Genomic DNA, 23,607 nt, shown 5'->3' on the forward strand with positions numbered 1-23,607 from the left:
CAGCAGAGCACCCGCAACCACGGAGGGCTTGTACACCAGCGTTCAACCAGCCTCTCCACGCGCTACCCCTGATGTTTCAGCTGAAAGGTAAACGCCCAGCGGCCCTGCTTATCCTGCTGCAACGCCCCCACGGTGCCGGGACTAAACCCGTCCACGCGCCCGAGCGCATCCCGCATCGCCGTCAGGGCCGGAGCCGTAGTGGCATAACCGGTCAGCACCAGCCCCGGCGGCTGATAGCGCAGCTCCGTGAGCCACGCCTGCTCCGGGATCAGCGCCGACAGCGAGGTCAGAACCGGTCGCCACGCCACCCGGGGCGCGGCTTCCGGTACCGCCGCGTGTTTTTGCGCAGCCAGCCACGCCAGCTGGCGGGCTTTCAGCGTCTGCTCAACCGCGTGTATACCCGCCCATTCACTTTGTCGCGCGCGCAGGGCCAGGAGCTTATCTACCCGCAAGGCTGACAATGCCGTCAGGATCATCACCAGCGAGCCCGTAAACATGACGCCCCATAAGCGCAGGCAGCGCGTCCGGCGATACTGTCGCCAGGGTAAAAGGTTTGCCGGGATCATGCGGGCACCTCACTCATCGCCAGCGCCAGGGCGACGGTAAAATCCGCACCGTTTTCGGGTAAGGGCGGCTGGCAGCGCGTTAGCGTTTCCCAGGGATCGCGCGTCGCATCAAAGAGCGCGATATCCGATGCAGAAAGCGCCAGCAGCGCGGCCAGCCCGGATATGTCGGCCGCGTCATCAATCGGACGTCGTCCCCACTGGTGGCGCATCGCCCACAGCCACTGGCTTTTATCCCGCCAGGCCACGCACGAGGCGGGGGCCACCGCCGGGAGAAAGTTTGCCAGCGCGCCCGCATCGGGCGTAATGGCCACCAGGCGCAGCTGTAGCGCCTTCGCCAACGCCAGGAGCGTTGCCACCTCTTTGTTTTGTGCCGCCGTGACATGCCAGGTGCTGCTGAAAGTGTCCTGAGAATAATCGAAGCACAGCGCGTCGGCTGGCATCTCCAGCTCGCGCGACAGGGCAGAGCTGACCCAGGAGACCTGCTCGCTGTCGCAAAGCGTCAGGGTGGGCCGGGGAAACGACCGTTGCAGCGTTCGCGCTGCGGGAAAGGCGAGGAAAACCCGGTGGTAATGCGGCAACGTTCGCCGCCAGCCGCGTAGCGCGTCAATCAGCTGGTCAGGCTTGTGAATTTTGCCCTCGCTGATGATGCCTTGCGCCAGTGGAACGGCCCACCAGCGCCGCAAACGCCAGGCCGTTTTCTCGCGCACCAGTGCAACAATCATTACCTTATCTTGTTGAATATGAACGCCCGTTTGCCATGTATTGAAAGCCATGCTTCACGATCTCCTTATCGCCCGTCAGGTTGACGGCTATATCAATGAATCAGGCTTGCCTTTATACTACCGCGCGATTGTTTAGAAACTGCCCAAGTGAAACCAAATGGGAAATCTCCGGTGAAGTTCGTAAAGTATTTATTGATCCTTGCAGTCTGTTGCATTCTGCTGGGAGCAGGCTCGATTTATGGTTTGTACAAATTTATTGAGCCGCAGCTGCCTGATGTCGCCACGCTTCGCGATGTGCGTCTCCAGATCCCAATGCAGGTCTATAGCGCCGATGGCGAGCTCATGGCGCAATATGGCGAAAAACGCCGTATCCCGCTGACCTTAAACCAAATTCCGCCCGTCATGGTGAAGGCCTTTATTGCCACCGAGGACAGCCGTTTTTACGAGCACCACGGTGTCGATCCGGTGGGGATTTTCCGCGCCGCCAGCGTCGCGCTGTTCTCCGGCCATGCGTCGCAGGGGGCGAGTACCATTACGCAGCAGTTGGCGCGTAACTTCTTCCTCAGCCCTGAAAAGACGCTGATGCGTAAGATTAAAGAGGTGTTCCTCGCCATCCGCATTGAGCAACTGCTGAGCAAAGATGAGATCCTTGAGCTTTACCTCAACAAGATCTATCTGGGCTACCGCGCCTATGGCGTGGGGGCGGCGGCGCAGGTCTATTTCGGTAAGCCTATCGAGCAGCTTACCTTAAGCGAAATGGCGACTATCGCGGGTCTGCCGAAAGCGCCTTCAACGTTTAACCCGCTGTACTCGCTGGAACGTGCCACGGCGCGTCGTAACGTTGTGTTGTCGCGTATGTTGAGCGAAGGCTATATCAGCCAGAACGAGTATGACCAGGCGCGCAGCGATGCTATCGATGCCAACTACCATGCCCCGGAGATCGCGTTTTCCGCGCCGTATCTCACGGAAATGGTTCGCCAGGAAATGGTCAGGCGTTACGGTGAGAAAGCCTATGAAGATGGCTATCGCGTTTACACCACGGTGACCCGCAAAGGTCAGCAGGCAGGGCAGCAGGCGGTGCGTAACAACGTGATGGATTACGACATGCGCCACGGCTATCGCGGTCCGTCGAACGTGCTGTGGAAAGTGGGCGAAAGCGCATGGGACAGCAAAAAAATCACCGACTCGCTGAAATCGCTGCCGACCTACGGCCCGCTGCTGCCTGCGGTTATTACCCAGGCCGATCCGCAGGAAGCGGTGGCCATGCTGGCCGACGGTACCTCGGTATCGCTGCGCATGGAGGGCATCCGCTGGGCACGACCGTACCGGTCTGACACCCTGCAGGGGCCAACGCCACGTAAAGTGACCGACGCCGTCCAGACGGGTCAGCAGATCTGGGTTCGCCAGGTGGGAGATGCCTGGTGGCTGGCGCAGGTGCCGGACGTGAACTCTGCGCTGGTGTCGATCAATCCTCAAAACGGTGCGGTGATCGCCCTCGTGGGCGGGTTTGATTTCAACCAGAGCAAGTTTAACCGTGCCACCCAGGCACTGCGTCAGGTTGGCTCGAACATCAAGCCGTTCCTCTACACCGCGGCGATGGATAAAGGCCTGACGCTCGCCAGCATCCTCAACGACGTGCCGATTTCCCGCTGGGATGCCGGGGCCGGTTCCGACTGGCAGCCGAAAAACTCGCCGGCGCAGTATGCAGGCCCTATTCGCCTGCGTCAGGGGCTGGGACAGTCGAAAAACGTGGTGATGGTACGCGCGATGCGCGCGATGGGCGTTGATTATGCCGCAGAGTATCTGCAGCGTTTCGGCTTCCCGGCGCAGAACATCGTTCACACTGAATCGCTGGCGCTGGGTTCAGCCTCGTTTACCCCACTACAGGTTGCGCGCGGGTACTCGGTGATGGCAAACGGCGGGTTCCTGATCGATCCGTATTTCATCAGTAAAATTGAGAACGACCAGGGCGGCGTTCTGTTCGAAGCCAAACCGAAAATCGCCTGTGCCGAGTGCGATATCCCGGTGATTTACGGCGATACGCCGAAGTCGAACGTGCTTGAGAACAAGGATATGGAAGATGTGGCTATCTCGCAGGAGCAGCAGAATTCAACCGTACCGCAGCCGCAGCTGGAGCAGGCCAACCAGGCGCTGGTCGCGCAAACCGGCGCGCCTGAGTATGCGCCGCACGTGATCAACACTCCGCTCTCATTCCTGATTAAGAGCGCGCTGAACACCAACATCTTCGGTGAGCCAGGCTGGCAGGGCACCGGCTGGCGTGCAGGGCGCGATTTGCAGCGCCACGACATCGGCGGGAAAACGGGGACCACCAACAGCTCGAAAGACGCGTGGTTCTCCGGTTACGGCCCGGGCGTGGTGACTTCCGTCTGGATCGGCTTTGACGATCACCGTCGCGATTTGGGCCGCACCACCGCTTCCGGCGCGATCAAAGATCAGATCTCCGGTTATGAGGGCGGCGCGAAAAGCGCTCAGCCAGCCTGGGATGCGTTCATGAAATCCGTTCTGGAAGGAGTGCCGGAGCAGCCGCTGACGCCACCACCTGGCATAGTAACGGTTAATATTGACCGCAGCACCGGGCAGCTGGCGAACGGCGGCAACAGTCGTGCAGAGTATTTCATCGAAGGCACCCAGCCAACCACGCAGGCGGTGCATGAGGTGGGTACAGAGCTGATTGATAACGGCGAGACGCACGAGCTGTTTTAAAAAATAAAATGCCCGATGAAAATCGGGCATAACATCGCAGGCCGGGTAAGGCGACGCCGCCACCCGGCTTTTTTATGGGCTACAGCCGCCCCTGTCCTTTCAGCCATTCCCGCACCAGGAACAGCGCACTCACGTTACGCGCTTCGGTAAAGTCCGGCTCTTCCAGCAGATCCATCAGATGCGCCAGCGGCCAGCGAACCTGCGGCAACGGCTCAGGCTCGTCCCCTTCCAGCCATTCCGGGTAGAGGTCTTCCGCCACCACAATGTTCATTTTGCTGGAAAAGTAGGACGGTGCCATGCTCAGTTTTTTGAGGAACGACAGCGCGTTTGCGCCAAAACCCGCCTCTTCTTTTAGCTCGCGGTTTGCCGCTTCAAACACCGACTCGCCCGGGTCAATCAGCCCTTTCGGGAACCCAAGCTCATAGGATTCCGTTCCCACAGCGTATTCGTGGATCAAAATCAGATGATCGTCAACGATGGGAATGATCATCACCGCTTCGCGCGATGACGGGCGCATACGTTCATAAACGCGACGCACACCGTTGCTGAACTCCAGGTCCACGCTTTCGACATTAAACAGACGCGATTTCGCGACCGTTTCAACGTGCAGAATGGTGGGTTTTTGTAGTGGTTTGCTCATCTTGATGGGTCTTTGCTGTGTGATCTGGCTTTATTGTGCGATATGCCGCACGGTTTCGGCAATGTCAATTGTTCTTTATTTACATTCTTGCAACGTAAAAGGATGTAGTTCTCAATTCAAAAGAAAAGTCAAGAGGTTGAAATGTTTCCAGGAATTTGCTGATATCGCGCCATGGCAGGCTTTGCTATCATCATCGATCACTGGGATGCGCTTCAAAATGCTCAAGTTCGACTCCTTACTTGCCGATAGCCAACCACAGACTCTGTTTCATTTTTAAAGGTGCAACTGACTACACCTGTAAGAAAATTAAGTAAGATGGGGAAAGCATGAGCACCATTTTGATTTTTCTCGCTGCTATGCTGGCCGGCGCAATGATTGCAGGGTGGCTATACAGGCGTCGCGTACATCGCCGATATCGGCTGCCCTTCCTGAACGCTTTTGCTGGCGCGACCACGCGTAAGCTGTCGCCAGAAGAACGCAGCGCAGTTGAACAATACCTTGAAACGCTTAATCGCTCTCAGCAATCGCCCGGGCCGACGGGTGCGACTGCCGCGCCGGTATCGCTCAACCTGAACGCGCAAAGCGATACGGTGCTGTGCGTGACGCGTTCCATTACCCGCTATGGCATCACTACCGACGATCCCAATAAATGGCGCTACTACCTCGACTCGGTTGAGGTGCATCTGCCGCCTTTCTGGGAGCAGTACATCAACGATGAGAACAGCGTAGAGCTGATCCATACCGACGCCCTTCCGCTAGTGATTACGCTTAACGGCCACACCCTGAGCGAATACGTTCAGGAAGCGCCGCGCTTTGCGCTGGAGCGTGCAAGCTCCACGCAGGCCTCGATTCGGGGTGAAGAGACCGAGCAGATTGAGCTGCTGAACATCCGTCAGGAGACGCATGAAGAGTACGCCCTGAGCCGCCCGGATGGCATCCGCGAAGCGGTGCTGATCGTGGTCGCGTTCCTGCTGTTTTTCTTCTGCCTGCTCACGCCCGACGTGTTCGTGCCGTGGCTCGCCGGGGGGGCTATCCTGCTGCTGGCCGCCGGGTTATGGGGCCTGTATGCCCCTCCCGCGAAAACTTCGCTGCGTGAAATCCACTGCCTGCGCGGAACGCCAAAGCGCTGGGGGTTGTTCGGCGAGAACGATCAGGAACATCTCAACAATATCTCGCTTGGCATTATCGATCTGATCTACCCGCGCCACTGGCAACCGTGGATCGTCCAGGATTTAGGCCATAAAACGGATATTGATATCTACCTCGACCGCCACGTTGTGCGCCAGGGGCGGTATCTCTCCCTGCATGATGAAGTGAAAAACTTCCCGCTTCAGCACTGGTTGCGCAGCACGGTGATCGCCGGGGGGGCCGCACTGGTCTTCGCGATGCTGCTGCTTTTCGTTCCGCTGGATATGCCGATCAAATTCACCCTGTCGTGGTTTAAAGGGGCGCAAACCGTCGAAGCCACCAGCGTTAAACAGCTGGACGACGCGGGCGTGCGCGTCGGCGATACGCTGCGTCTGAAGGGAACCGGGATGTGTAATATCCATGCGCCGGGCGCGTGGAACACCCGTCAGAATTCACCGTTTATGCCGTTCGACTGTTCGCAAATTATCTGGAACGACGCGCCTCCCCTGCCGTTACCGGAATCGGATATCGTCACCAAAGCCAATGCGCTCACCCAGACGGTCAACCGCCAGCTTCACCCCAAACCGGATGATGATTCTCGCGTCAGCCCGGCGCTGCGCTCGGCAATTCAAAAATCCGGCATGGTACTGCTCGATGACTTCGGTGAAATCGTGCTGAAGACAGAGGATTTGTGTTCCGCTCAGGACGAGTGCGTGCGCCTTAAAAACGCCCTGGTGAACCTGGGTAACAGCAAAGACTGGGATGCTTTGGTGAAACGCGCCGAAGCGGGACGACTGGATGGCGTCAACGTGCTGCTGCGCCCGGTCAGCGCCGAGTCGCTGGACAACCTGGTGGCAACGTCCACCGCGCCGTTCGTGATGCGCGAAACCACCCGTGCGGCGCAGGCGCTAAACAGCCCGGCACCGGGCGGCTTTGTTATCGCCAGCGATGAGGGCAGCGACCTGGTCGACCAGCCTTATCCTCAGGTCTCTCTTTACGACTACCCTGCTCAGGAGCAGTGGGGTGAATTCCAGCGGCTGGCGCAGATGCTGATGCAAACGCCGTTCACCGCAGAAGGGATCGTAACGGGAATTTATACCGATGCCAACGGCACACGTCATATCGGCCTGCACCGCATGCCGGATAGCGCCGGGTTATGGCGTTACATTGGCACCTCCCTGCTGATGCTCACGATGCTGGTGTGCATTATTTGCAACGGCTATCTGGCGGTACGCCGCTATCAGCGCTCGCGTTCGCGTCTGGCCGACATCCAGCAATATTATGAAAACTGCCTTAATCCTCAGCTTATCTCCGCCCCCGAGAGCCTGATCGGATAACGTCACCGCGCGACAAGTTGTGCTACCCTGTCGCGCACGTTTCTTCTGGCTGGAGTTTCCCTTATGCATCTTGATATCGCCTGGCAGGACGTCGATACCGTCCTGCTGGATATGGACGGCACGCTGCTCGATCTCGCCTTTGATAACTACTTCTGGCAAAAGCTGGTGCCGGAAACCTATGGCGAGCAGCAGGGTATCTCCGCCGCAGAAGCACAGGAATTCATTCGTTCGCAATATAGCGCGGTGCAGCATACGCTAAACTGGTACTGTCTTGATTACTGGAGCGAGCGCCTCGGCCTGGATATTTGTGCCATGACGACGACGCAGGGGCCGCGCGCCGTCTTGCGTGAAGACACGGTGCCGTTCCTGGATGCCCTGAAAGCAAGCGGCAAGCGCCGTATTTTGCTGACCAACGCGCATCCTCATAACCTGGCCGTGAAGCTGGAACACACCGGTCTTGCTGCGCACCTTGATTTATTACTTTCCACCCACACATTTGGTTATCCGAAAGAGGATCAGCGTTTGTGGCATGCGGTTGCGGAAGAGACCGGTTTACAGCCGGAGCGAACCCTGTTCATTGATGACAGCGAGCCGATTCTGGATGCGGCCGCCACGTTCGGGATCCGCTACTGCCTGGGCGTGACCAATCCTGATTCTGGCCTGGCCGAGAAAAGCTACGTGCGGCATCCGGGGCTGAACGATTATCGCCGGATGATCCCCTCACTCACCGTGAAGGAGACGCCATGAAAGAAAAGCCCGTTGATGGGGTAAGACTGGATAAATGGCTGTGGGCTGCCCGTTTTTATAAAACGCGTGCCCTTGCCCGTGAAATGGTTGACGGCGGCAAAGTGCATTACAACGGCCAGCGCAGCAAACCGAGCAAGCTGGTTGAACTGAATGCCACCCTGACGCTTCGCCAGGGCAACGATGAAAAAACGGTGGTGGTAAAAGCCATCACCGAGCAGCGGCGCCCCGCAACCGAAGCCGTTTTGCTTTATGAAGAGACGGCAGAAAGCATTGAGAAGCGCGAGAAAACCGCGCTGGCGCGCAAAATGAACGCGCTGACGATGCCACACCCGGACCGGCGACCGGATAAGAAAGAGCGCCGCGATCTGATGAAATTTAAACACGGTGAGAGCGAATAACCTCACCTGCACGAGAGATGAAAATGGCCCAACACGACCAATTACACCGCTATCTGTTTGAACAATTCGCCGTGCGCGGCGAGCTGGTCACCGTATCCGAAACCTGGAAACAGATTCTGGAAAACCACAACTACCCGCTGCCGGTGAAAAACCTGTTGGGCGAACTGCTGGTTGCCACCAGCCTGTTGACCGCCACGCTGAAATTCGCAGGCGATATCACCGTGCAGCTGCAGGGCGATGGCCCGATGACGCTGGCAGTGATCAATGGCAACAACCAGCAGCAGATGCGCGGCGTGGCGCGCGTTCAGGGCGACGTACCTGAAAACGCAGACCTCAAAACGCTGGTGGGTAATGGCTACCTGGTCATCACCATTTCACCAGAAGAAGGCGAGCGCTATCAGGGCGTTGTCGGCCTGGAAGGCGATACCCTGGCCGCCTGTCTGGAAGATTACTTCATGCGTTCTGAACAGCTGCCTACCCGTCTGTTCATCCGCACCGGTGAAGTGGACGGCCAGCCGGCGGCTGGCGGTATGCTGCTGCAGGTTCTGCCTGCTCAGGACGCGCAGACCAACGATTTCGAGCACCTGGCGACGCTGACGGAAACCATCAAAGCGGAAGAGCTGTTCACCCTGTCAGCGACCGACGTGCTGTGGCGTCTGTATCACGAAGAAGAAGTGACGGTTTACGATCCGCAGGCGGTTGAGTTTAAGTGCACCTGCTCCCGCGAACGTTGTGCGGGCGCGCTGAAAACCCTGCCAGATGAAGAGATCGACAGCATCATGGCGGAAGACGGCGAAATCGACATGCACTGTGACTACTGCGGCACGCATTACGTGTTCAATTCGATGGATATTGCGGAAATCCGCAATAACGCCTCCCCGGCGGATCCGCAGGTTCACTAAGCTCTGAGCCTGTTGCCCGGCGGCGCTATGCTTGCACGGGCCTACAAAAATTGTGCAGTCTCTTGATATGATTGCTCATTGTAGGCCGGGTAAGCGTAGCGCCACCCGGCAGGACCCGGCAAGAAAGTGCGCTAGCGCTACTGCGCGTTGTTGTAACTGTCGTAACTCATGTCGACACGCTCCCCGAAAATCTCAATATCCGCCCAGGGTTTCACGATAGATTTCACCCTCCCCTGCCGTAATGCGCGGTCGAGTTCTTCTCTGGTCAATGCCTCCGGCATTTTCCACGCGTCTCCGGCTATCCTCCAGCCTGTGTCTGTTTGTGTGTAAGCCACGATCGTGCGATCGGTGAATTGATACAGTACCGCTTCCGGTTTGCCGTCTCCGTTGAGATCGAGCGACATGAGCAAACAGTTACCCTGGGCGCTATCACAGCTCTCAAAGCGATACTGATTGCTAAGCATGGCTTGCCATAATCCTTTGTCAGGACGGGCCATTCCCGGCGCGAGCTGGACCTGCTTTTCCAGCATCGCGGCGGTCATTTTCTCCGCCCCGCCACGGTTTCCAGAGAGAAGACCATTAAGCTCGCGCTGGCGCTTAGGGTTTGAAATAAACTGCGGATCGTTTTGCAGCATTTCCAGCGCCTCTCGTCCCTTACGCCCGCTGTGGCTGAGCATATACAGGCTTAACTGATCTGCCGCGAGCCGCCCTTCCTTGTAGCGCGCCATATGGCTGTTCACGCTAATGCGCCACGGGTCGAGCACGGGGGTGTGGATCAACATCAGAAAGAGCAGTGAGAGCAACCCTGTCGCTGGCGTGACGTACGCCTGGAGCTTTTGCGATTCACGACGGTAGAAAAGGACGCTGACGCAAAAACCGACCGCCCACACCAGCGCCACCATAGTGACCAACGTGCCGTACAGGCGATCGGGCGACCAGCCGTACTGTGAAATGCGCAGCCACAGTGCCCATGCGGCCAGAACGGGATAAACCGGCACAACGATCACCGCCAGGCGAACCAAAGCGTTCAGCGCAGAGTAGTAAGGCAAGGTGCGGCGCTGCGGATGCCAGACGACCGTCACCAGAAGCAGCAACAGTAACGCCAGCGTCGTGAGCAGGCCCGCTGCGGAGATGCGTGTTGAAATGGTATCCAGGCCCACGAAAGGCAATGCGCCGATAAAGAGCAACGCCAGCGCCGCCGTCAACGGCAGCAGGCCGGTGGCGATAAGCGTGAGCAGATGCTGCAATGCGGCGATGAGCCGCACCTGCACGCATAGTCGATGTACCAGGTCACCGCGTAGCACAGCGCTCCCTGCAATGCGCCGGCAAGTACCACGGCACCACGCGCCGGGAGCGACAGCGTCTCACTGTTTTCCATTTCTCATCCCTTTTTCACGAAAAGCGTATTGTTTCAGGACAGGCACCCTCAACATAGTCAGAAATCTGCACTGCCGCAGGCGATGTGAATCGTTTTTAGCACTGTAACTCTTACGTAATTTTCCAACATGTATGCGATTACATTCACATTCTCTCCGTTAAAATCACCAGCATTTAACCTTTTAGGAACATTTTCCCCACCCAAAAAGCGATTCCTGCGATAATCCGCCTGCCCTGTGACTGGAGTCGCAGCGTTTTCCGTTAGCAAGGGTTTTGTCCAGATACGTAAATCTATGAGCCCCGTCGCGGTTAACAACCCCAGAAAAACCCTACAATTTCAGGCAGTACATATTGGCTAAGGAGCAGTGATATGCGTGTTACTGGTTTAACCCCGCAAGATCTCAAGGCTTATGGTATTCACGACGTCCAGGAAGTCGTCTACAACCCCGATTACGATACGCTGTATCAGGAAGAGCTCAATCCAGCACTGGAAGGATACGAGCGAGGTGTGTTGACGAACCTTGGTGCTATCGCCGTCGATACCGGTATTTTTACCGGTCGTTCGCCGAAAGATAAGTATATCGTCCGAGACGAAACCACCCGCGATACGCTGTGGTGGGCTGATAAAGGCAAAGGGAAGAACGATAACAAACCGCTCTCCCCGGAAACCTGGCAGCATCTGAAAGGGCTCGTCACCCATCAACTTTCCGGCAAGCGTCTGTTTATTGTCGATGCTTTCTGCGGCGCGAACGCCGACACTCGTCTCTCCGTGCGTTTTATCACCGAAGTGGCCTGGCAGGCGCATTTCGTGAAGAACATGTTTATTCGCCCAACCGACGAAGAGCTGCACGATTTCACCCCTGACTTCATCGTGATGAACGGCGCGAAATGCACTAACCCACAGTGGAAAGAGCAGGGCCTGAACTCCGAAAACTTCATCGCCTTCAACCTGACCGAGCGCATCCAGCTGATCGGCGGGACCTGGTACGGCGGCGAAATGAAGAAAGGGATGTTCTCGGTGATGAACTATCTGCTGCCGCTGCGCGGTATTGCCTCGATGCACTGCTCGGCAAACGTCGGCGAGAAAGGCGATGTGGCGGTATTCTTCGGCCTGTCCGGCACCGGTAAAACCACCCTCTCCACCGATCCGAAACGCCGCCTGATTGGCGACGACGAACACGGTTGGGATGATGACGGCGTGTTTAACTTTGAAGGCGGCTGCTACGCGAAGACCATTCGCCTGTCTGAAGAGGCGGAGCCAGATATTTACCACGCCATCCGTCGCGATGCGCTGCTGGAAAACGTCACCGTGCGTGCCGATGGCTCCATCGACTTCGACGACGCCTCGAAAACCGAGAACACCCGCGTCTCTTACCCGATCTATCACATCGACAATATCGTTAAGCCGGTGTCAAAAGCGGGTCACGCGACGAAGGTGATTTTCCTGACGGCTGATGCGTTCGGCGTGTTGCCGCCGGTTTCTCGCCTGACGGCCAGCCAGACGCAGTACCACTTCCTCTCCGGCTTTACCGCTAAACTGGCGGGGACCGAGCGTGGCGTAACGGAGCCAACGCCAACCTTCTCCGCCTGCTTCGGCGCGGCGTTCCTGTCGCTGCACCCGACGCAGTACGCCGAAGTGCTGGTGAAACGCATGCAGGCCGTCGGCGCGCAGGCGTATCTGGTGAACACCGGCTGGAACGGCACCGGCAAACGTATCTCTATCAAAGATACCCGCGCCATTATCGACGCCATTCTGGATGGTTCACTGGATAACGCCGAAACCTTCACGCTGCCGATGTTTGATCTGGCGATCCCGACGGAGCTGCCGGGCGTGGAGACGCGTATTCTCGACCCGCGCAATACCTACGGCTCACCGGAGCAGTGGCGTGAGAAGGCGGAATCGCTGGCGAAGCTGTTTATTGAGAACTTTGAGAAGTATACCGACACCCCGGCGGGCGTTGCGCTGGTGAGTGCGGGACCAAAGCTGTAACCCATCTCCCTCTCCCCGTGGGAGAGGGCCGGGGTGAGGGCATCAGACCGCAGAGGTCGTATTTTTGTCGGGTGGCGGCATCGCCTTACCCGACCTACAAAAAAAGGGTGGCAGATGCCACCCTTTTTTAACTCTCTTTCACCTGCCCGCGCGTCACCGGCACCGGTAACCAGGCGCGAATGCTCAAACCGCCCCGCTCGCTGGTGCCAATCTCCAGCAGCCCGTTATGGTTATCGACAATACGCTGCACAATCGCCAGGCCTAAGCCCGTTCCGCTGGTACTGCGTGCACTGTCGCCGCGTACAAACGGCTGGAACAGGTGTTTACGCTGCTCAGGCTTAATGCCCGGACCATCGTCTTCCACCTGGAACCACGCGCGGTTAAGTTCTGAGCCGCTACTGACCTTGATCCACCCGTTGCCGTATCGCGCCGCGTTAACCACCATATTGGCGACCGCACGCTTGATAGAGAGAGGATGCATACGCACCTGAATCTCGCCCGCCTGAAGGTCGGTATCAATTTCACGCTCGTAACCGCTCTCGGCGGCCACCACTTCACCCAGTACCGCGTTCAGGTCGGCCATTTCCATTGGCATCTCCTGCCCGGTGCGCAGGTAGTCAATGAACTGCTCGATTATGGCATTACACTCTTCGATGTCCTTGTTGATGGACTCGGCGAGATACCCGTCCTGCTCGCCCATCATCTCGGTTGCCAGACGAATACGCGTCAGCGGAGTACGCAGGTCATGGCTCACCCCCGCCATCAGCAGCGTGCGGTCGTCCGCCAGCTGCTTCACGCCTGCCGCCATGTGGTTAAAGGCGCGCGTCACCGAACGCACCTCCGACGCACCATACTCGCGCAGCGGCGGTGGAATAATCCCTTTACCGACCTGCAGCGCCGCGTGCTCCAGGTCGACCAGCGGTCGGTTCTGTATACGGATAAACAGCCACGCGCCCCCTATCGCCAGCAGCATGATCGCAAGGGTATAGCGGAACAGCGGAGAGAAGTCGCCCTGATGGATTTCAGTCAGCGGGACGCGCACCCAGATGTTGGGTGACAGCCAGGTTTTCAGCCAGACGACGGGCGAGCTTTTGTTGACCTCAACGCGCACTTCGGTTGGGCCACCCAGCTGCTGCGCCATTTGCTGGCTGAGGAATTCATAGTGCTGCGCCCAGCGCAGACCCGCGTCTTCCGCCGCCTCATTCGAGTAAAGCGAAATGCCCAGTTCACGGTAGATTTCACGGCGAAACGCCGGGGGGACAACTAACTGCGTGCCGTCCTCCAGCTGCAGTTTATCGGTCATCAGCATACGGACTTCGTACGCCAGAACCTTATTAAACTGCTGGAGGCTCGGCAGGATCGCAAAGTTCAGCACCACCAGGTAGGTTGTCACCAGGCTGACAAACAGCAAGGTGACAATCAGGAGCAGAGTGCGGGCAAACGAGCTTCGCGGTGAGAAGCGCATTCGCCTCATGCTTTAGCGCCGTCCGGGACAAAGACGTAGCCCAGACCCCATACGGTCTGAATGTAACGAGGATGCGCCGGATCTTCTTCCACCATGCGGCGCAGACGGGAGATCTGCACGTCGATGGAACGTTCCATTGCGGAGTATTCGCGGCCACGCGCCAGGTTCATCAGCTTATCGCGGGAGAGCGGCTCACGCGGGTGGCTCACCAGCGCTTTCAGGACGGCAAACTCACCGCTGGTCAGCGGCATTGGCTCGTCTTCACGGAACATCTCGCGCGTGCCGAGGTTCAGCTTAAACTTGCCGAAGGCGATAACCGCCTCTTCCTGCGACGGTGCGCCAGGCAGTTCGTTCGCCTGGCGGCGCAGCACGGCGCGGATACGGGCCAGCAGCTCGCGCGGGTTGAACGGTTTTGGAATGTAGTCGTCAGCGCCGATCTCCAGGCCCACGATACGGTCAACTTCTTCGCCCTTCGCCGTCACCATGATGATCGGCATCGGGTTGCTCTGGCTACGCAGGCGGCGGCAAATAGAGAGGCCGTCTTCGCCCGGCAGCATCAGGTCGAGGACCATCAGGTGGAACGATTCGCGAGTCAGCAGACGGTCCATCTGCTCGGCGTTCGCCACGCTACGAACCTGGAAGCCCTGCTCGGTCAGATAACGTTCGAGCAGCGCGCGCAGGCGCATGTCGTCATCCACGACCAGAATTTTATAGTTCTCTTGCATTATGTGTACTCCCAAAGGTTCGGATCGTTTAATAACAGCGTATTCTAAAAAAGTGCACGTATTCGACCAGCGAATTCTGGTATAAATTCTAGTCGAAATTGTTACAAAGCATATTTAACAGCAGCTTATCTGCACACATCATCACATAAACCCTTATTTACACTGTCTGTTATTTTATGTGATACGTAATGTGCGAAAGGTTTGCAACGATGTCGAGTCAGAAGGTCACACCATGAAAACGCCCCTGATCACCCGCGAAGGGTACGAGAAGCTCAAAAAAGAGATGGATTACCTGTGGCGCGAAGAGCGTCCGGAAGTGACCAAAAAAGTCACCTGGGCTGCGAGCCTGGGCGATCGCAGCGAAAATGCTGACTACCAGTACAACAAAAAGCGGCTGCGCGAAATCGACCGCCGCGTACGCTACCTGACGAAATGCCTCGAACACCTCAAAATCGTCGATTACTCTCCGCAGCAGGAGGGCAAAGTGTTCTTTGGCGCGTGGGTGGAAATAGAGAATGACGACGGCGACACCCTGCGTTTTCGGATTGTCGGCTACGATGAAATTTTTGGTCGTAAGGATTACATCTCCATCGATTCCCCCATGGCCCGCGCCCTGCTGAAAAAGGAAGTGGGCGATTTAGCCGTTGTCCAGACCCCTGGCGGGGAAGCGAGCTGGTACGTGAACGAAATCGAGTACGTTAAATAGTCCGAGAGCGCCCTCCACGGCTGGCATTTTGCCGTGTCAGCCCGTATAACTATCCCCTGATTTTTCGACCCAACAGATGATAAAGCCATGATGAAAGAGTCGCTCTGCCGCATTATTGCGGGTGATATTCAGGCCAGAGCCGAACAGGTAGAAGCTGCCGTTCGCCTGCTTGATGAAGGGAACACCGTGCCGTTTATTGCACGTTATCGTAAGGAAGTCACCGGTGGTCTGGATGACACACAGCTGCGTAATCTGGAGACCCGCCTGGGCTACCTGCGCGAGCTGGAAGACCGACGTCAGGCCATCCTGAAATCCATCGGCGAGCAGGGCAAACTGACCAGCGATCTGGAAAAAGCCATTAACGGCACCCTCAGCAAAACCGAATTAGAAGATCTCTATCTGCCGTACAAACCAAAGCGTCGCACGCGCGGGCAGATTGCGATCGAAGCAGGTCTTGAGCCGCTGGCCGAGCTGCTGTGGAACGACCCCTCTCACGATCCAGACACCGAAGCCGCGAAATTTATCGACGCCGATAAAGGCGTGGCGGACACCAAGGCTGCGCTCGATGGCGCACGCTATATTCTGATGGAGCGCTTCTCTGAAGATGCGGCGCTGCTCGCCAAAGTGCGTGATTACCTGTGGAAGAATGCCCATATCGTCTCGACCGTTGTCAGCGGTAAAGAGGAAGAAGGCGCGAAGTTCCGCGACTATTTCGACCATCACGAACCCATTTCTACCGCGCCGTCGCACCGCGCGCTGGCCATGTTCCGCGGCCGCAACGAAGGCGTATTGCAGCTCTCCCTGAATGCCGACCCTCAGTTCGACGAGCCGCCAAAAGAGAGCCACTGCGAGCAGATCATCATCGATCACCTCGGCCTGCGCCTGAACAACGCCCCGGCAGATGCCTGGCGTAAAGGCGTAGTGAGCTGGACGTGGCGCATTAAGGTGCTGATGCACCTCGAAACCGAGCTGATGGGTACCGTGCGCGAGCGTGCGGAAGACGAGGCGATCAACGTCTTTGCCCGTAACCTGCACGACCTGCTGATGGCCGCGCCGGCGGGCCTGCGCGCGACCATGGGCCTCGATCCGGGCCTGCGTACCGGCGTGAAAGTGGCGGTGGTTGACGGGACCGGCAAGCTGGTCGCGACCGACACCATCTATCCGCATACCGGCCAGGCAGCCAAAGCGGCTGTTGCGGTAGCGGCGCTGTGCGAGAAGTACAACGTTGAGCTGGTTGCCATCGGTAACGGCACCGCGTCACGCGAAACCGAGCGTTTCTACCTGGATGTACAGAAGCAATTCCCGAAAGTCACGGCGCAGAAGGTCATCGTCAGCGAAGCGGGCGCGTCCGTTTATTCCGCGTCCGAACTGGCGGCGCAGGAGTTCCCGGATCTCGACGTTTCACTGCGCGGTGCCGTCTCAATTGCCCGCCGTCTGCAGGATCCGCTGGCGGAGCTGGTGAAGATAGACCCGAAATCCATCGGCGTGGGCCAGTATCAACACGACGTGAGCCAGACGCAGCTGGCACGCAAGCTGGATGCGGTAGTAGAAGACTGTGTTAACGCCGTCGGCGTAGATCTCAACACCGCTTCCGTTCCCCTGCTGACGCGCGTAGCGGGCTTAACCCGCATGATGGCGCAGAACATTGTGGCCTGGCGCGACGAGAACGGTCAGTTCAAGAACCGCCAGCAGCTCCTGAAGGTGAGCCGTCTGGGGCCGAAAGCCTTTGAGCAGTGCGCGGGCTTCCTGCGTATCAACCATGGCGACAACCCGCTGGATGCGTCCACCGTTCACCCGGAAGCCTATCCTGTCGTGGAACGTATTCTGGCGGCCACCCAGCAGGCGCTGAAAGATCTGATGGGCGATAACAGCGCGCTGCGTAATCTGAAAGCGGTCGATTTCACCGACGAACAGTTCGGCGTACCAACCGTGACGGACATCATCAAAGAGCTGGAAAAGCCGGGCCGCGATCCGCGTCCTGAGTTTAAAACCGCCACCTTTGCTGACGGCGTCGAAACCATGAACGACCTGCTGCCGGGCATGGTGCTGGAAGGCGCAGTGACCAACGTCACCAACTTTGGTGCGTTTGTCGATATCGGCGTGCATCAGGATGGCCTGGTCCACATCTCCTCCCTCGCCGACAAGTTCGTGGAAGATCCGCACACCGTGGTCAAAGCGGGCGACATCGTGAAGGTGAAGGTGCTGGAAGTGGATCTGCAGCGCAAGCGTATCGCCCTGACCATGCGTCTGGACGAGCAGCCTGGCGAAACCAACGCGCGCCGTGGCAGCAACGGCGGTGGCCGCGAACAGCAGCGCCCGGCGGCCAAAGCGGCAAAACCACGCGGTCGCGAGGCACAACCGGCTGGCAATAGCGCGATGATGGATGCGCTGGCGGCGGCAATGGGTAAAAAACGCTAAGTGGCTAAACGCCCGGTGGCGCTGCGCTTACCGGGTCTACGATTTTTGTAGGCCCGGCATACAGATCGCAGAAAATTAAATAATTAAGTCCTCACTCATTTATCAAAAATATGAAACCGGTTGTATATCCGTATATACACCACTATTTATCACATCTTTAACAAATAACCCTTTTGCGCTTCATTTCTTAAAATCACTAATATTGAGCAAGGTCAAACTGGCGCGAAATTAATTGCGCCGACAACATCCCGTCACATTTTTATTATTGCTGATAAAAACTATTCTCATTATCATCCTGTAGTAGATTATTTAACCTTCCGTGGAATCAGGCATTATGCAATTTACACCAGACAGTGCATGGAAAATTACCGGTTTTACCCGTGAAATTAGCCCGGCCTATCGGCAGAAGCTGCTGTCGTTGGGCATGCTCCCCGGCTCGTCATTCCAGGTCGTACGCGTTGCGCCCCTGGGCGATCCCGTTCATATCGAAACCCGACGCGTCAATCTGGTATTGCGTAAAAAAGACCTCGCATTAATTGAAGTCGAATCCTTATCCCGATAACACGCCAGCGGTTTCAGTGAGTCTATTACAATGAAAAAATTAACTATTGGCTTAATTGGCAATCCTAATTCCGGCAAGACAACCTTATTTAACCAGCTTACCGGCGCACGTCAGCGCGTGGGGAACTGGGCAGGCGTAACGGTAGAACGAAAAGAGGGTCAATTCACGACCACGGATAATCAGGTAACGTTAGTTGACCTGCCCGGCACCTATTCGTTAACCACCATCTCTTCGCAAACCTCGCTTGATGAGCAGATCGCCTGCCACTATATTTTGAGCGGCGATGCAGACTTACTGATTAACGTCGTGGACGCCTCCAACCTGGAGCGTAACCTCTACCTGACGCTGCAGCTGCTTGAGCTGGGCATTCCCTGCATCGTCGCGCTCAACATGCTCGACATTGCGGAAAAGCAGAACCTGCGTATTGATATCGATGCGCTCTCTGCCCGTCTGGGCTGCCCGGTGGTGCCGCTGGTTTCGACCCGCGCTCGCGGCATTGATGCCCTGAAGCTGGCGATTGACCGTCACACCGGAAACAGCGACGTTGAGCTGGTGCATTACGCCCGGCCGCTGCTGCGCGAAGCCAGCGCCCTGGCCCAGGCAATGGACGGCACCCTGCCCGCCCGCCAGCGCCAGTGGCTCGGCCTGCAGATGCTGGAAGGCGATATTTACAGCCGCGCCTATGCAGGCAACGCGGCGGATAAGCTGGACGTTGCGCTGGCGCGTCTCAATGACGAACTCGACGACCCGGCTCTGCATATCGCGGATGCGCGCTATCAGGCCATCGCGGCCATTTGCGACGTGGTCAGCAACGCGTTAACGGCAGAACCGAGCCGCTTTACCGCCGCGATTGATAAAATTGTCCTCAATCGTTTCCTCGGCCTGCCCGTTTTCCTGCTCGTGATGTACCTCATGTTCCTGCTCGCCATTAACATCGGCGGTGCGTTACAGCCTATTTTCGACGCCGGATCGGTTGCGATCTTTGTGCACGGCATTCAGTGGCTGGGTTACACCCTGCACTTCCCGGAATGGCTGACCATCTTCCTCGCACAGGGCCTGGGCGGCGGTATCAATACCGTTCTGCCGCTGGTGCCGCAGATCGGCATGATGTACCTGTTCCTCTCCTTCCTTGAGGACTCCGGCTACATGGCCCGCGCCGCGTTCGTGATGGACCGTCTGATGCAGGCGCTGGGCCTGCCGGGTAAATCTTTCGTACCGCTGATTGTCGGCTTCGGCTGCAACGTCCCGTCGGTGATGGGCGCCCGCACGCTCGATGCCCCACGTGAACGTCTGATGACCATCATGATGGCACCGTTTATGTCCTGCGGCGCGCGACTGGCTATTTTCGCGGTCTTTGCGGCGGCCTTTTTTGGCCAGCAGGGTGCGCTGGCGGTCTTCTCGCTGTACGTGCTGGGCATCGTGATGGCGATCCTGACCGGCCTGATGCTCAAATACACCATCATGCGCGGGGAAGCGTCGCCGTTTGTGATGGAGCTGCCGGTTTACCACGTGCCGCATCTTAAGAGCCTGGTGATCCAGACCTGGCAGCGCCTGAAAGGCTTCGTACTGCGCGCCGGTAAAGTTATCGTGATTGTCAGTATTTTCCTGAGCGCGTTGAACAGCTTCACCCTGAGCGGGCAAGCGGCAGATAACATCAACGACTCCGCGCTGGCCTCAGTCAGCCGCGTCATCACGCCGGTGTTCAAACCGATTGGCGTGCATGAAGATAACTGGCAGGCGACCGTGGGCCTGTTCACCGGCGCGATGGCAAAAGAGGTGGTTGTGGGTACGCTCAACACCCTCTACACCGCTGAAAACATTCAGGAGCAGGAGTTTAACACGGCAGAGTTTCACCTCGGTGACGAGTTGCTCGGCGCGGTGGATGAGACCTGGCAGAGCCTGAAAGACACCTTTAGCCTGAGCGTTCTGGCAAACCCCATCGAAGCCAGTAAAGGCGACGGCGAAATGGCCACCGGTGCCATGGGCGTGATGAGCGAGAAGTTTGGCAGCGCGTCAGCGGCCTACAGCTACCTGATCTTCGTGCTGCTGTACATTCCGTGCATCTCGGTGATGGGGGCGATTGCCCGTGAATCCAGCCGCGGCTGGATGGGCTTCTCCGTACTGTGGGGGCTTAACATCGCGTACTCGCTGTCGACGGTGTTTTATCAGGCGGCTAACTTCAGCCAGCATCCGCGCTACAGCCTGGTCTGCATTCTGGCGGTGATCCTGTTCAACGTGGTTGTGATCGGCCTGCTGCGTCGGGCGCGTAGCCGCGTTGACGTTAACCTGCTGGCGACCCGTAAAACCCCCGCCACCTGCTGCAACAGCCCGGCTGGCGACTGTCATTAAGAGGTGAACACCATGGCATCGTTAATTCAGGTTCGGGATTTACTGGCATTACAGGGACGGATGGAGGCAAAACAGATGAGCATCAACCTGCATACGCCGCAACCGATGATCGATGCCATGCTGGAAAGGCTGGAAGCCATGGGAAAAGCCGTGCGTATTCAGGAAGAGCCGAACGATTGCCTGTCGGGCAGCTGCAAAAGCTGTCCTGAAGGAAAGGCCTGCCTCAGGGAGTGGTGGGCGCTGCGTTAAGCGAGAGCCGGGCGTAACTGCCCGGCTCTTTTGTATTACTTAAAGACTTCAGCCGTAGCATGCACGTTTTTGGTGTCTTTCTGCGCGCTGGTAATCACGTAGTATTTTCCGCCCAGCTCATCCGCTTTTTTGGACAGCTCGCGCTTCGCATCCATCGGTGCTGTGGTGTCAGACGTGGTGATCTCCCCCACCTTGGTCAGATTCATCTCTTTGACCTTATCTTTTTGCAGCTCTTCTGCCGCAAACACGCCAAATGACAGAGACCCAATAACCAGAGAAGTGACAATACCTGTAACAAGTTTCATAACCCGACTCTCCTTAGGATTGTTGTTTTGATTATCGTAGGCAGAACAACCGCAACGACACCTTGAGTATTGTTGCGGTGCGGCATTTTTGCCAGGCGGGTGAGAAATCAATCAGGCCACACGTTGACGTAGCGCAACGAGCGCAGAAACGATCTCCTCAGGATGAGAGATGAACGGCGCATGGGCGGCTTTCGCCACCACCAGCGATTCACTTTCCGGCCAAAGGGTATCAAGCAGAGGAACGACTTTGCGCGGCACCAGGCCATCAAGATAGCCGTAGATCCTAAGGTGCGGCATCGCCAGCGAGGCAAGCGGTTCACGCAGATCGACCGTTCTCAGGATTTCCAGCCCGCCGTTGAGGACCGCCACGTCCGGCATCGGCAGAGCGAGCACGGTCTGTTTCAGCGTACGCGCATCCTGACGCGCCGTTTCCGTGCCCATCGTCTGTAGCGCCAGAAAACGCTCCACCGTGCGCTGGAAATCAGCGCTTAACTGCTGCTGGAACCCGGCCAACACCTCCGGTTTGATCCCCGGCCATGCATCATGCGCGCTGAAACAGGGCGACGAGGCCACGGTGACCAGCGCCTGCACGCGTTCGGGATGGGTAAGCGCAATCTGGCTCGCCACCAGCCCGCCCAGGCTCCAGCCCAGCCAGATGGCGTTTTGCGGCGCCGCGTCCAGGACCTCGTTTGCCATCTCAGCAAGCGTCATCGCACCATAGCCGCTGCTGCGGCCATAGCCGGGCAGGTCCACAAGATGCAGTGTAAAATGCGAGGCCAGTTCCTCACTTACGCAACGCCATACTTCAGCGTTCAGTCCCCATCCGTGCAGCAGCACAAGATGACAATTTCCCGTCCCAACGGTCTGCCACCACAGCGTCTTCATCAGCTATCGTTCTCTTTTTGACATGGAGGTTGTCTATGCTAACAGCGCCCGGCTTGTGCTGGCTATGCCGAATGCCGCTTACGCTGAGCGGATGGGGCATCTGTTCTGTCTGTACGCGCTCGCTGCAAGGGGGTATCAGCGGCTGCCCGCAATGTGGTTTACCGGCGACTAGCCCGCAGCTCCCGTGCGGCCGCTGCCTGAAAAAACCGCCGCCGTGGTGTGCCCTGGTGGCAGTAGACCACTACGTTCCGCCCCTGAGCGGTCTGATTCATTCCCTGAAGTTTTCCAGCCAGAGTTCGCTGGCGCGCCCCCTCGCCCGTCTGCTGCTGCTGGCGCTTTTACAGGCGCGACGCACGCGCCAGCTACCGGGCGTGGACATGATCATGAACGTGCCCCTGTATCGCCGTCGCCACTGGCGGCGAGGCTACAACCAAAGCGACCTGCTTTGCCGTCCGCTCGCCCACTGGCTCGGGTGTCGTTACCCTGCCTCAGCATTAACGCGCGTTCAGGCCACCGCGACCCAGCACCGGCTCAACGCGCGGCTGCGCAAACGAAACCTGAAAAATGCCTTTCGCCTTGAATTGCCGGTCAACGGCCTCCATATCGCGCTGGTGGATGATGTCGTCACCACGGGCAGCACCGTCGCCGAACTTTCACGGCTGCTTTTGCAAAGCGGCGCCGCGTCGGTTCAGGTATGGTGTCTGTGCCGTACCTTGTAGCCCTTCTTCAATGGGCGTATGATTATACCCAGGTAATTTAGTCAACTATTAGGCCAAAGCTATGATCCGTATTTCCGATTCTGCACAAGCGCACTTTGCCAAACTGCTGGCAAATCAGGAAGAAGGGACGCAGATCCGCGTGTTTGTGATCAATCCAGGCACTCCGAATGCAGAATGTGGTGTCTCTTATTGTCCACCGGACGCCGTGGAAGCAACCGACACTGCCCTTAAATTTGAGCAGCTCACGGCCTATGTCGATGAGCTGAGCGCGCCGTATCTTGAGGATGCGGAGATTGATTTTGTCACAGACCAGCTGGGTTCCCAGCTGACCCTGAAAGCACCGAACGCGAAAATGCGTAAAGTGTCTGACGATGCTCCGCTGATGGAACGCGTGGAGTACATGTTGCAGTCCCAGATTAACCCACAGCTGGCTGGCCACGGTGGTCGCGTCACCCTGATGGAAATCACCGAAGATGGCCTGGCTATTCTTCAGTTCGGCGGCGGCTGTAACGGCTGTTCCATGGTTGACGTGACGCTGAAAGAAGGGATCGAGAAGCAGCTGCTGAACGAGTTCCCTGAACTGAAAGGCGTGCGTGACCTGACCGAACACCAGCGCGGCGAGCACTCTTACTACTAAGCCGTCTGCCTTTGCCCGGTGGCGCTGCGCTTACCGGGCCTACAGTGACGCTGCAC

21 protein-coding genes are annotated in these 23,607 nt (G+C 57.6%); 13 read left to right on the forward strand and 8 right to left on the reverse strand.

The window, feature by feature from the left end; genetic code table 11:
• Positions 1-62: 62 nt before the first annotated feature.
• Positions 63-566, reverse strand: a complete 504-nt coding sequence (locus tag QLG21_RS04435; protein WP_282483951.1) for a PilN domain-containing protein — start codon at positions 564-566, stop codon at positions 63-65.
• Positions 563-1,339 carry a pilus assembly protein PilM gene (pilM, locus tag QLG21_RS04440; protein WP_282483952.1) on the reverse strand — a complete coding sequence of 259 codons (777 nt, stop codon included), beginning with the start codon at positions 1,337-1,339 and terminating at the stop codon, positions 563-565. The genes QLG21_RS04435 and pilM overlap by 4 nt, the downstream gene beginning before the upstream one ends.
• Positions 1,340-1,459: 120 nt before the next feature.
• Between pilM and mrcA the strand changes: the two genes are divergently transcribed.
• A complete protein-coding gene (mrcA, locus tag QLG21_RS04445; RefSeq protein ID WP_282483953.1) occupies positions 1,460-4,012 on the forward strand; it encodes a peptidoglycan glycosyltransferase/peptidoglycan DD-transpeptidase MrcA in 2,553 nt (850 codons plus the stop codon).
• 79 nt (positions 4,013-4,091) lie between these two features.
• Here the strand turns inward: mrcA and nudE are convergent, their stop codons facing one another.
• Positions 4,092-4,652: an ADP compounds hydrolase NudE gene (gene nudE, locus QLG21_RS04450; protein WP_006177881.1), complete on the reverse strand. Its 561-nt coding sequence runs from the start codon at positions 4,650-4,652 to the stop codon at positions 4,092-4,094.
• 326 nt (positions 4,653-4,978) lie between these two features.
• Between nudE and QLG21_RS04455 the strand changes: the two genes are divergently transcribed.
• The 4 genes from QLG21_RS04455 (at position 4,979) to hslO (ending at position 9,164) form a co-directional block, all read left to right on the forward strand.
• Positions 4,979-7,117: an intracellular growth attenuator family protein gene (locus QLG21_RS04455; RefSeq protein ID WP_058609484.1), complete on the forward strand. Its 2,139-nt coding sequence runs from the start codon at positions 4,979-4,981 to the stop codon at positions 7,115-7,117.
• Positions 7,118-7,180: 63 nt separating this feature from the next.
• Positions 7,181-7,864 carry a GMP/IMP nucleotidase gene (gene yrfG, locus QLG21_RS04460; RefSeq protein WP_006177884.1) on the forward strand — a complete coding sequence of 228 codons (684 nt, stop codon included), beginning with the start codon at positions 7,181-7,183 and terminating at the stop codon, positions 7,862-7,864.
• Entirely contained in the window at positions 7,861-8,262 is a 402-nt protein-coding gene (hslR, locus tag QLG21_RS04465) for a ribosome-associated heat shock protein Hsp15 (protein ID WP_006177885.1), read from the forward strand. The genes yrfG and hslR overlap by 4 nt, the downstream gene beginning before the upstream one ends.
• A 23-nt stretch (positions 8,263-8,285) precedes the next feature.
• Entirely contained in the window at positions 8,286-9,164 is an 879-nt protein-coding gene (hslO, locus tag QLG21_RS04470) for an Hsp33 family molecular chaperone HslO (RefSeq protein WP_058609502.1), read from the forward strand.
• Between the two features lie 137 nt (positions 9,165-9,301).
• On the opposite strand, the gene QLG21_RS04475 is transcribed toward hslO, so the two are convergent.
• Positions 9,302-10,468 carry a DUF4153 domain-containing protein gene (locus tag QLG21_RS04475; RefSeq protein WP_249357457.1) on the reverse strand — a complete coding sequence of 389 codons (1,167 nt, stop codon included), beginning with the start codon at positions 10,466-10,468 and terminating at the stop codon, positions 9,302-9,304.
• Positions 10,469-10,911: 443 nt separating this feature from the next.
• Here QLG21_RS04475 and pckA point away from each other — a divergent pair, with 443 nt between their 5' ends.
• Complete coding sequence (pckA, locus tag QLG21_RS04480) at positions 10,912-12,531, forward strand: phosphoenolpyruvate carboxykinase (ATP) (protein ID WP_058609487.1); 1,620 nt, start codon at positions 10,912-10,914, stop codon at positions 12,529-12,531.
• Positions 12,532-12,658: 127 nt separating this feature from the next.
• Here the strand turns inward: pckA and envZ are convergent, their stop codons facing one another.
• Both envZ and ompR read right to left on the reverse strand, forming a co-directional pair.
• Complete coding sequence (gene envZ, locus QLG21_RS04485; RefSeq protein WP_058609488.1) at positions 12,659-14,005, reverse strand: two-component system sensor histidine kinase EnvZ; 1,347 nt, start codon at positions 14,003-14,005, stop codon at positions 12,659-12,661.
• Positions 14,002-14,721, reverse strand: coding sequence for a two-component system response regulator OmpR (ompR, locus tag QLG21_RS04490; RefSeq protein ID WP_006177890.1), 720 nt, complete (start codon positions 14,719-14,721; stop codon positions 14,002-14,004). The genes envZ and ompR overlap by 4 nt, the downstream gene beginning before the upstream one ends.
• A 232-nt stretch (positions 14,722-14,953) precedes the next feature.
• Here ompR and greB point away from each other — a divergent pair, with 232 nt between their 5' ends.
• The 5 genes from greB (at position 14,954) to feoC (ending at position 21,005) form a co-directional block, all read left to right on the forward strand.
• The gene (gene greB, locus QLG21_RS04495; RefSeq protein ID WP_006177891.1) at positions 14,954-15,427 is read left to right on the forward strand and encodes a transcription elongation factor GreB; all 474 of its coding nucleotides are present in this window, start codon (positions 14,954-14,956) and stop codon (positions 15,425-15,427) included.
• A gap of 87 nt (positions 15,428-15,514) precedes the next feature.
• On the forward strand, positions 15,515-17,845 hold the full coding sequence (locus QLG21_RS04500; RefSeq protein WP_137903711.1) for a Tex family protein: 2,331 nt from the start codon (positions 15,515-15,517) through the stop codon (positions 17,843-17,845).
• 334 nt (positions 17,846-18,179) lie between these two features.
• Positions 18,180-18,407 carry a ferrous iron transporter A gene (feoA, locus tag QLG21_RS04505; RefSeq protein WP_006177893.1) on the forward strand — a complete coding sequence of 76 codons (228 nt, stop codon included), beginning with the start codon at positions 18,180-18,182 and terminating at the stop codon, positions 18,405-18,407.
• Between the two features lie 30 nt (positions 18,408-18,437).
• Positions 18,438-20,756, forward strand: a complete 2,319-nt coding sequence (gene feoB, locus QLG21_RS04510) for a Fe(2+) transporter permease subunit FeoB (RefSeq protein WP_282483954.1) — start codon at positions 18,438-18,440, stop codon at positions 20,754-20,756.
• Between the two features lie 12 nt (positions 20,757-20,768).
• Complete coding sequence (gene feoC, locus QLG21_RS04515) at positions 20,769-21,005, forward strand: [Fe-S]-dependent transcriptional repressor FeoC (RefSeq protein ID WP_137903713.1); 237 nt, start codon at positions 20,769-20,771, stop codon at positions 21,003-21,005.
• Between the two features lie 35 nt (positions 21,006-21,040).
• On the opposite strand, the gene QLG21_RS04520 is transcribed toward feoC, so the two are convergent.
• Together QLG21_RS04520 and bioH are read right to left on the reverse strand one after the other, a co-directional pair.
• Positions 21,041-21,310, reverse strand: a complete 270-nt coding sequence (locus QLG21_RS04520; protein ID WP_006177896.1) for a YdgH/BhsA/McbA-like domain containing protein — start codon at positions 21,308-21,310, stop codon at positions 21,041-21,043.
• 111 nt (positions 21,311-21,421) lie between these two features.
• Positions 21,422-22,195, reverse strand: a complete 774-nt coding sequence (bioH, locus tag QLG21_RS04525; protein ID WP_137903714.1) for a pimeloyl-ACP methyl ester esterase BioH — start codon at positions 22,193-22,195, stop codon at positions 21,422-21,424.
• Positions 22,196-22,230: 35 nt separating this feature from the next.
• Here bioH and gntX point away from each other — a divergent pair, with 35 nt between their 5' ends.
• Positions 22,231-22,914, forward strand: a complete 684-nt coding sequence (gene gntX / locus QLG21_RS04530; RefSeq protein ID WP_137903715.1) for a DNA utilization protein GntX — start codon at positions 22,231-22,233, stop codon at positions 22,912-22,914.
• Between the two features lie 61 nt (positions 22,915-22,975).
• A complete protein-coding gene (nfuA, locus tag QLG21_RS04535; RefSeq protein ID WP_006177899.1) occupies positions 22,976-23,551 on the forward strand; it encodes a Fe-S biogenesis protein NfuA in 576 nt (191 codons plus the stop codon).
• Positions 23,552-23,607 lie beyond the last annotated feature (56 nt).

It is taken from the genome of Enterobacter sp. V87_3 (assembly GCF_029967835.1).
GTDB classification, from domain to species: domain Bacteria; phylum Pseudomonadota; class Gammaproteobacteria; order Enterobacterales; family Enterobacteriaceae; genus Enterobacter; species Enterobacter cancerogenus.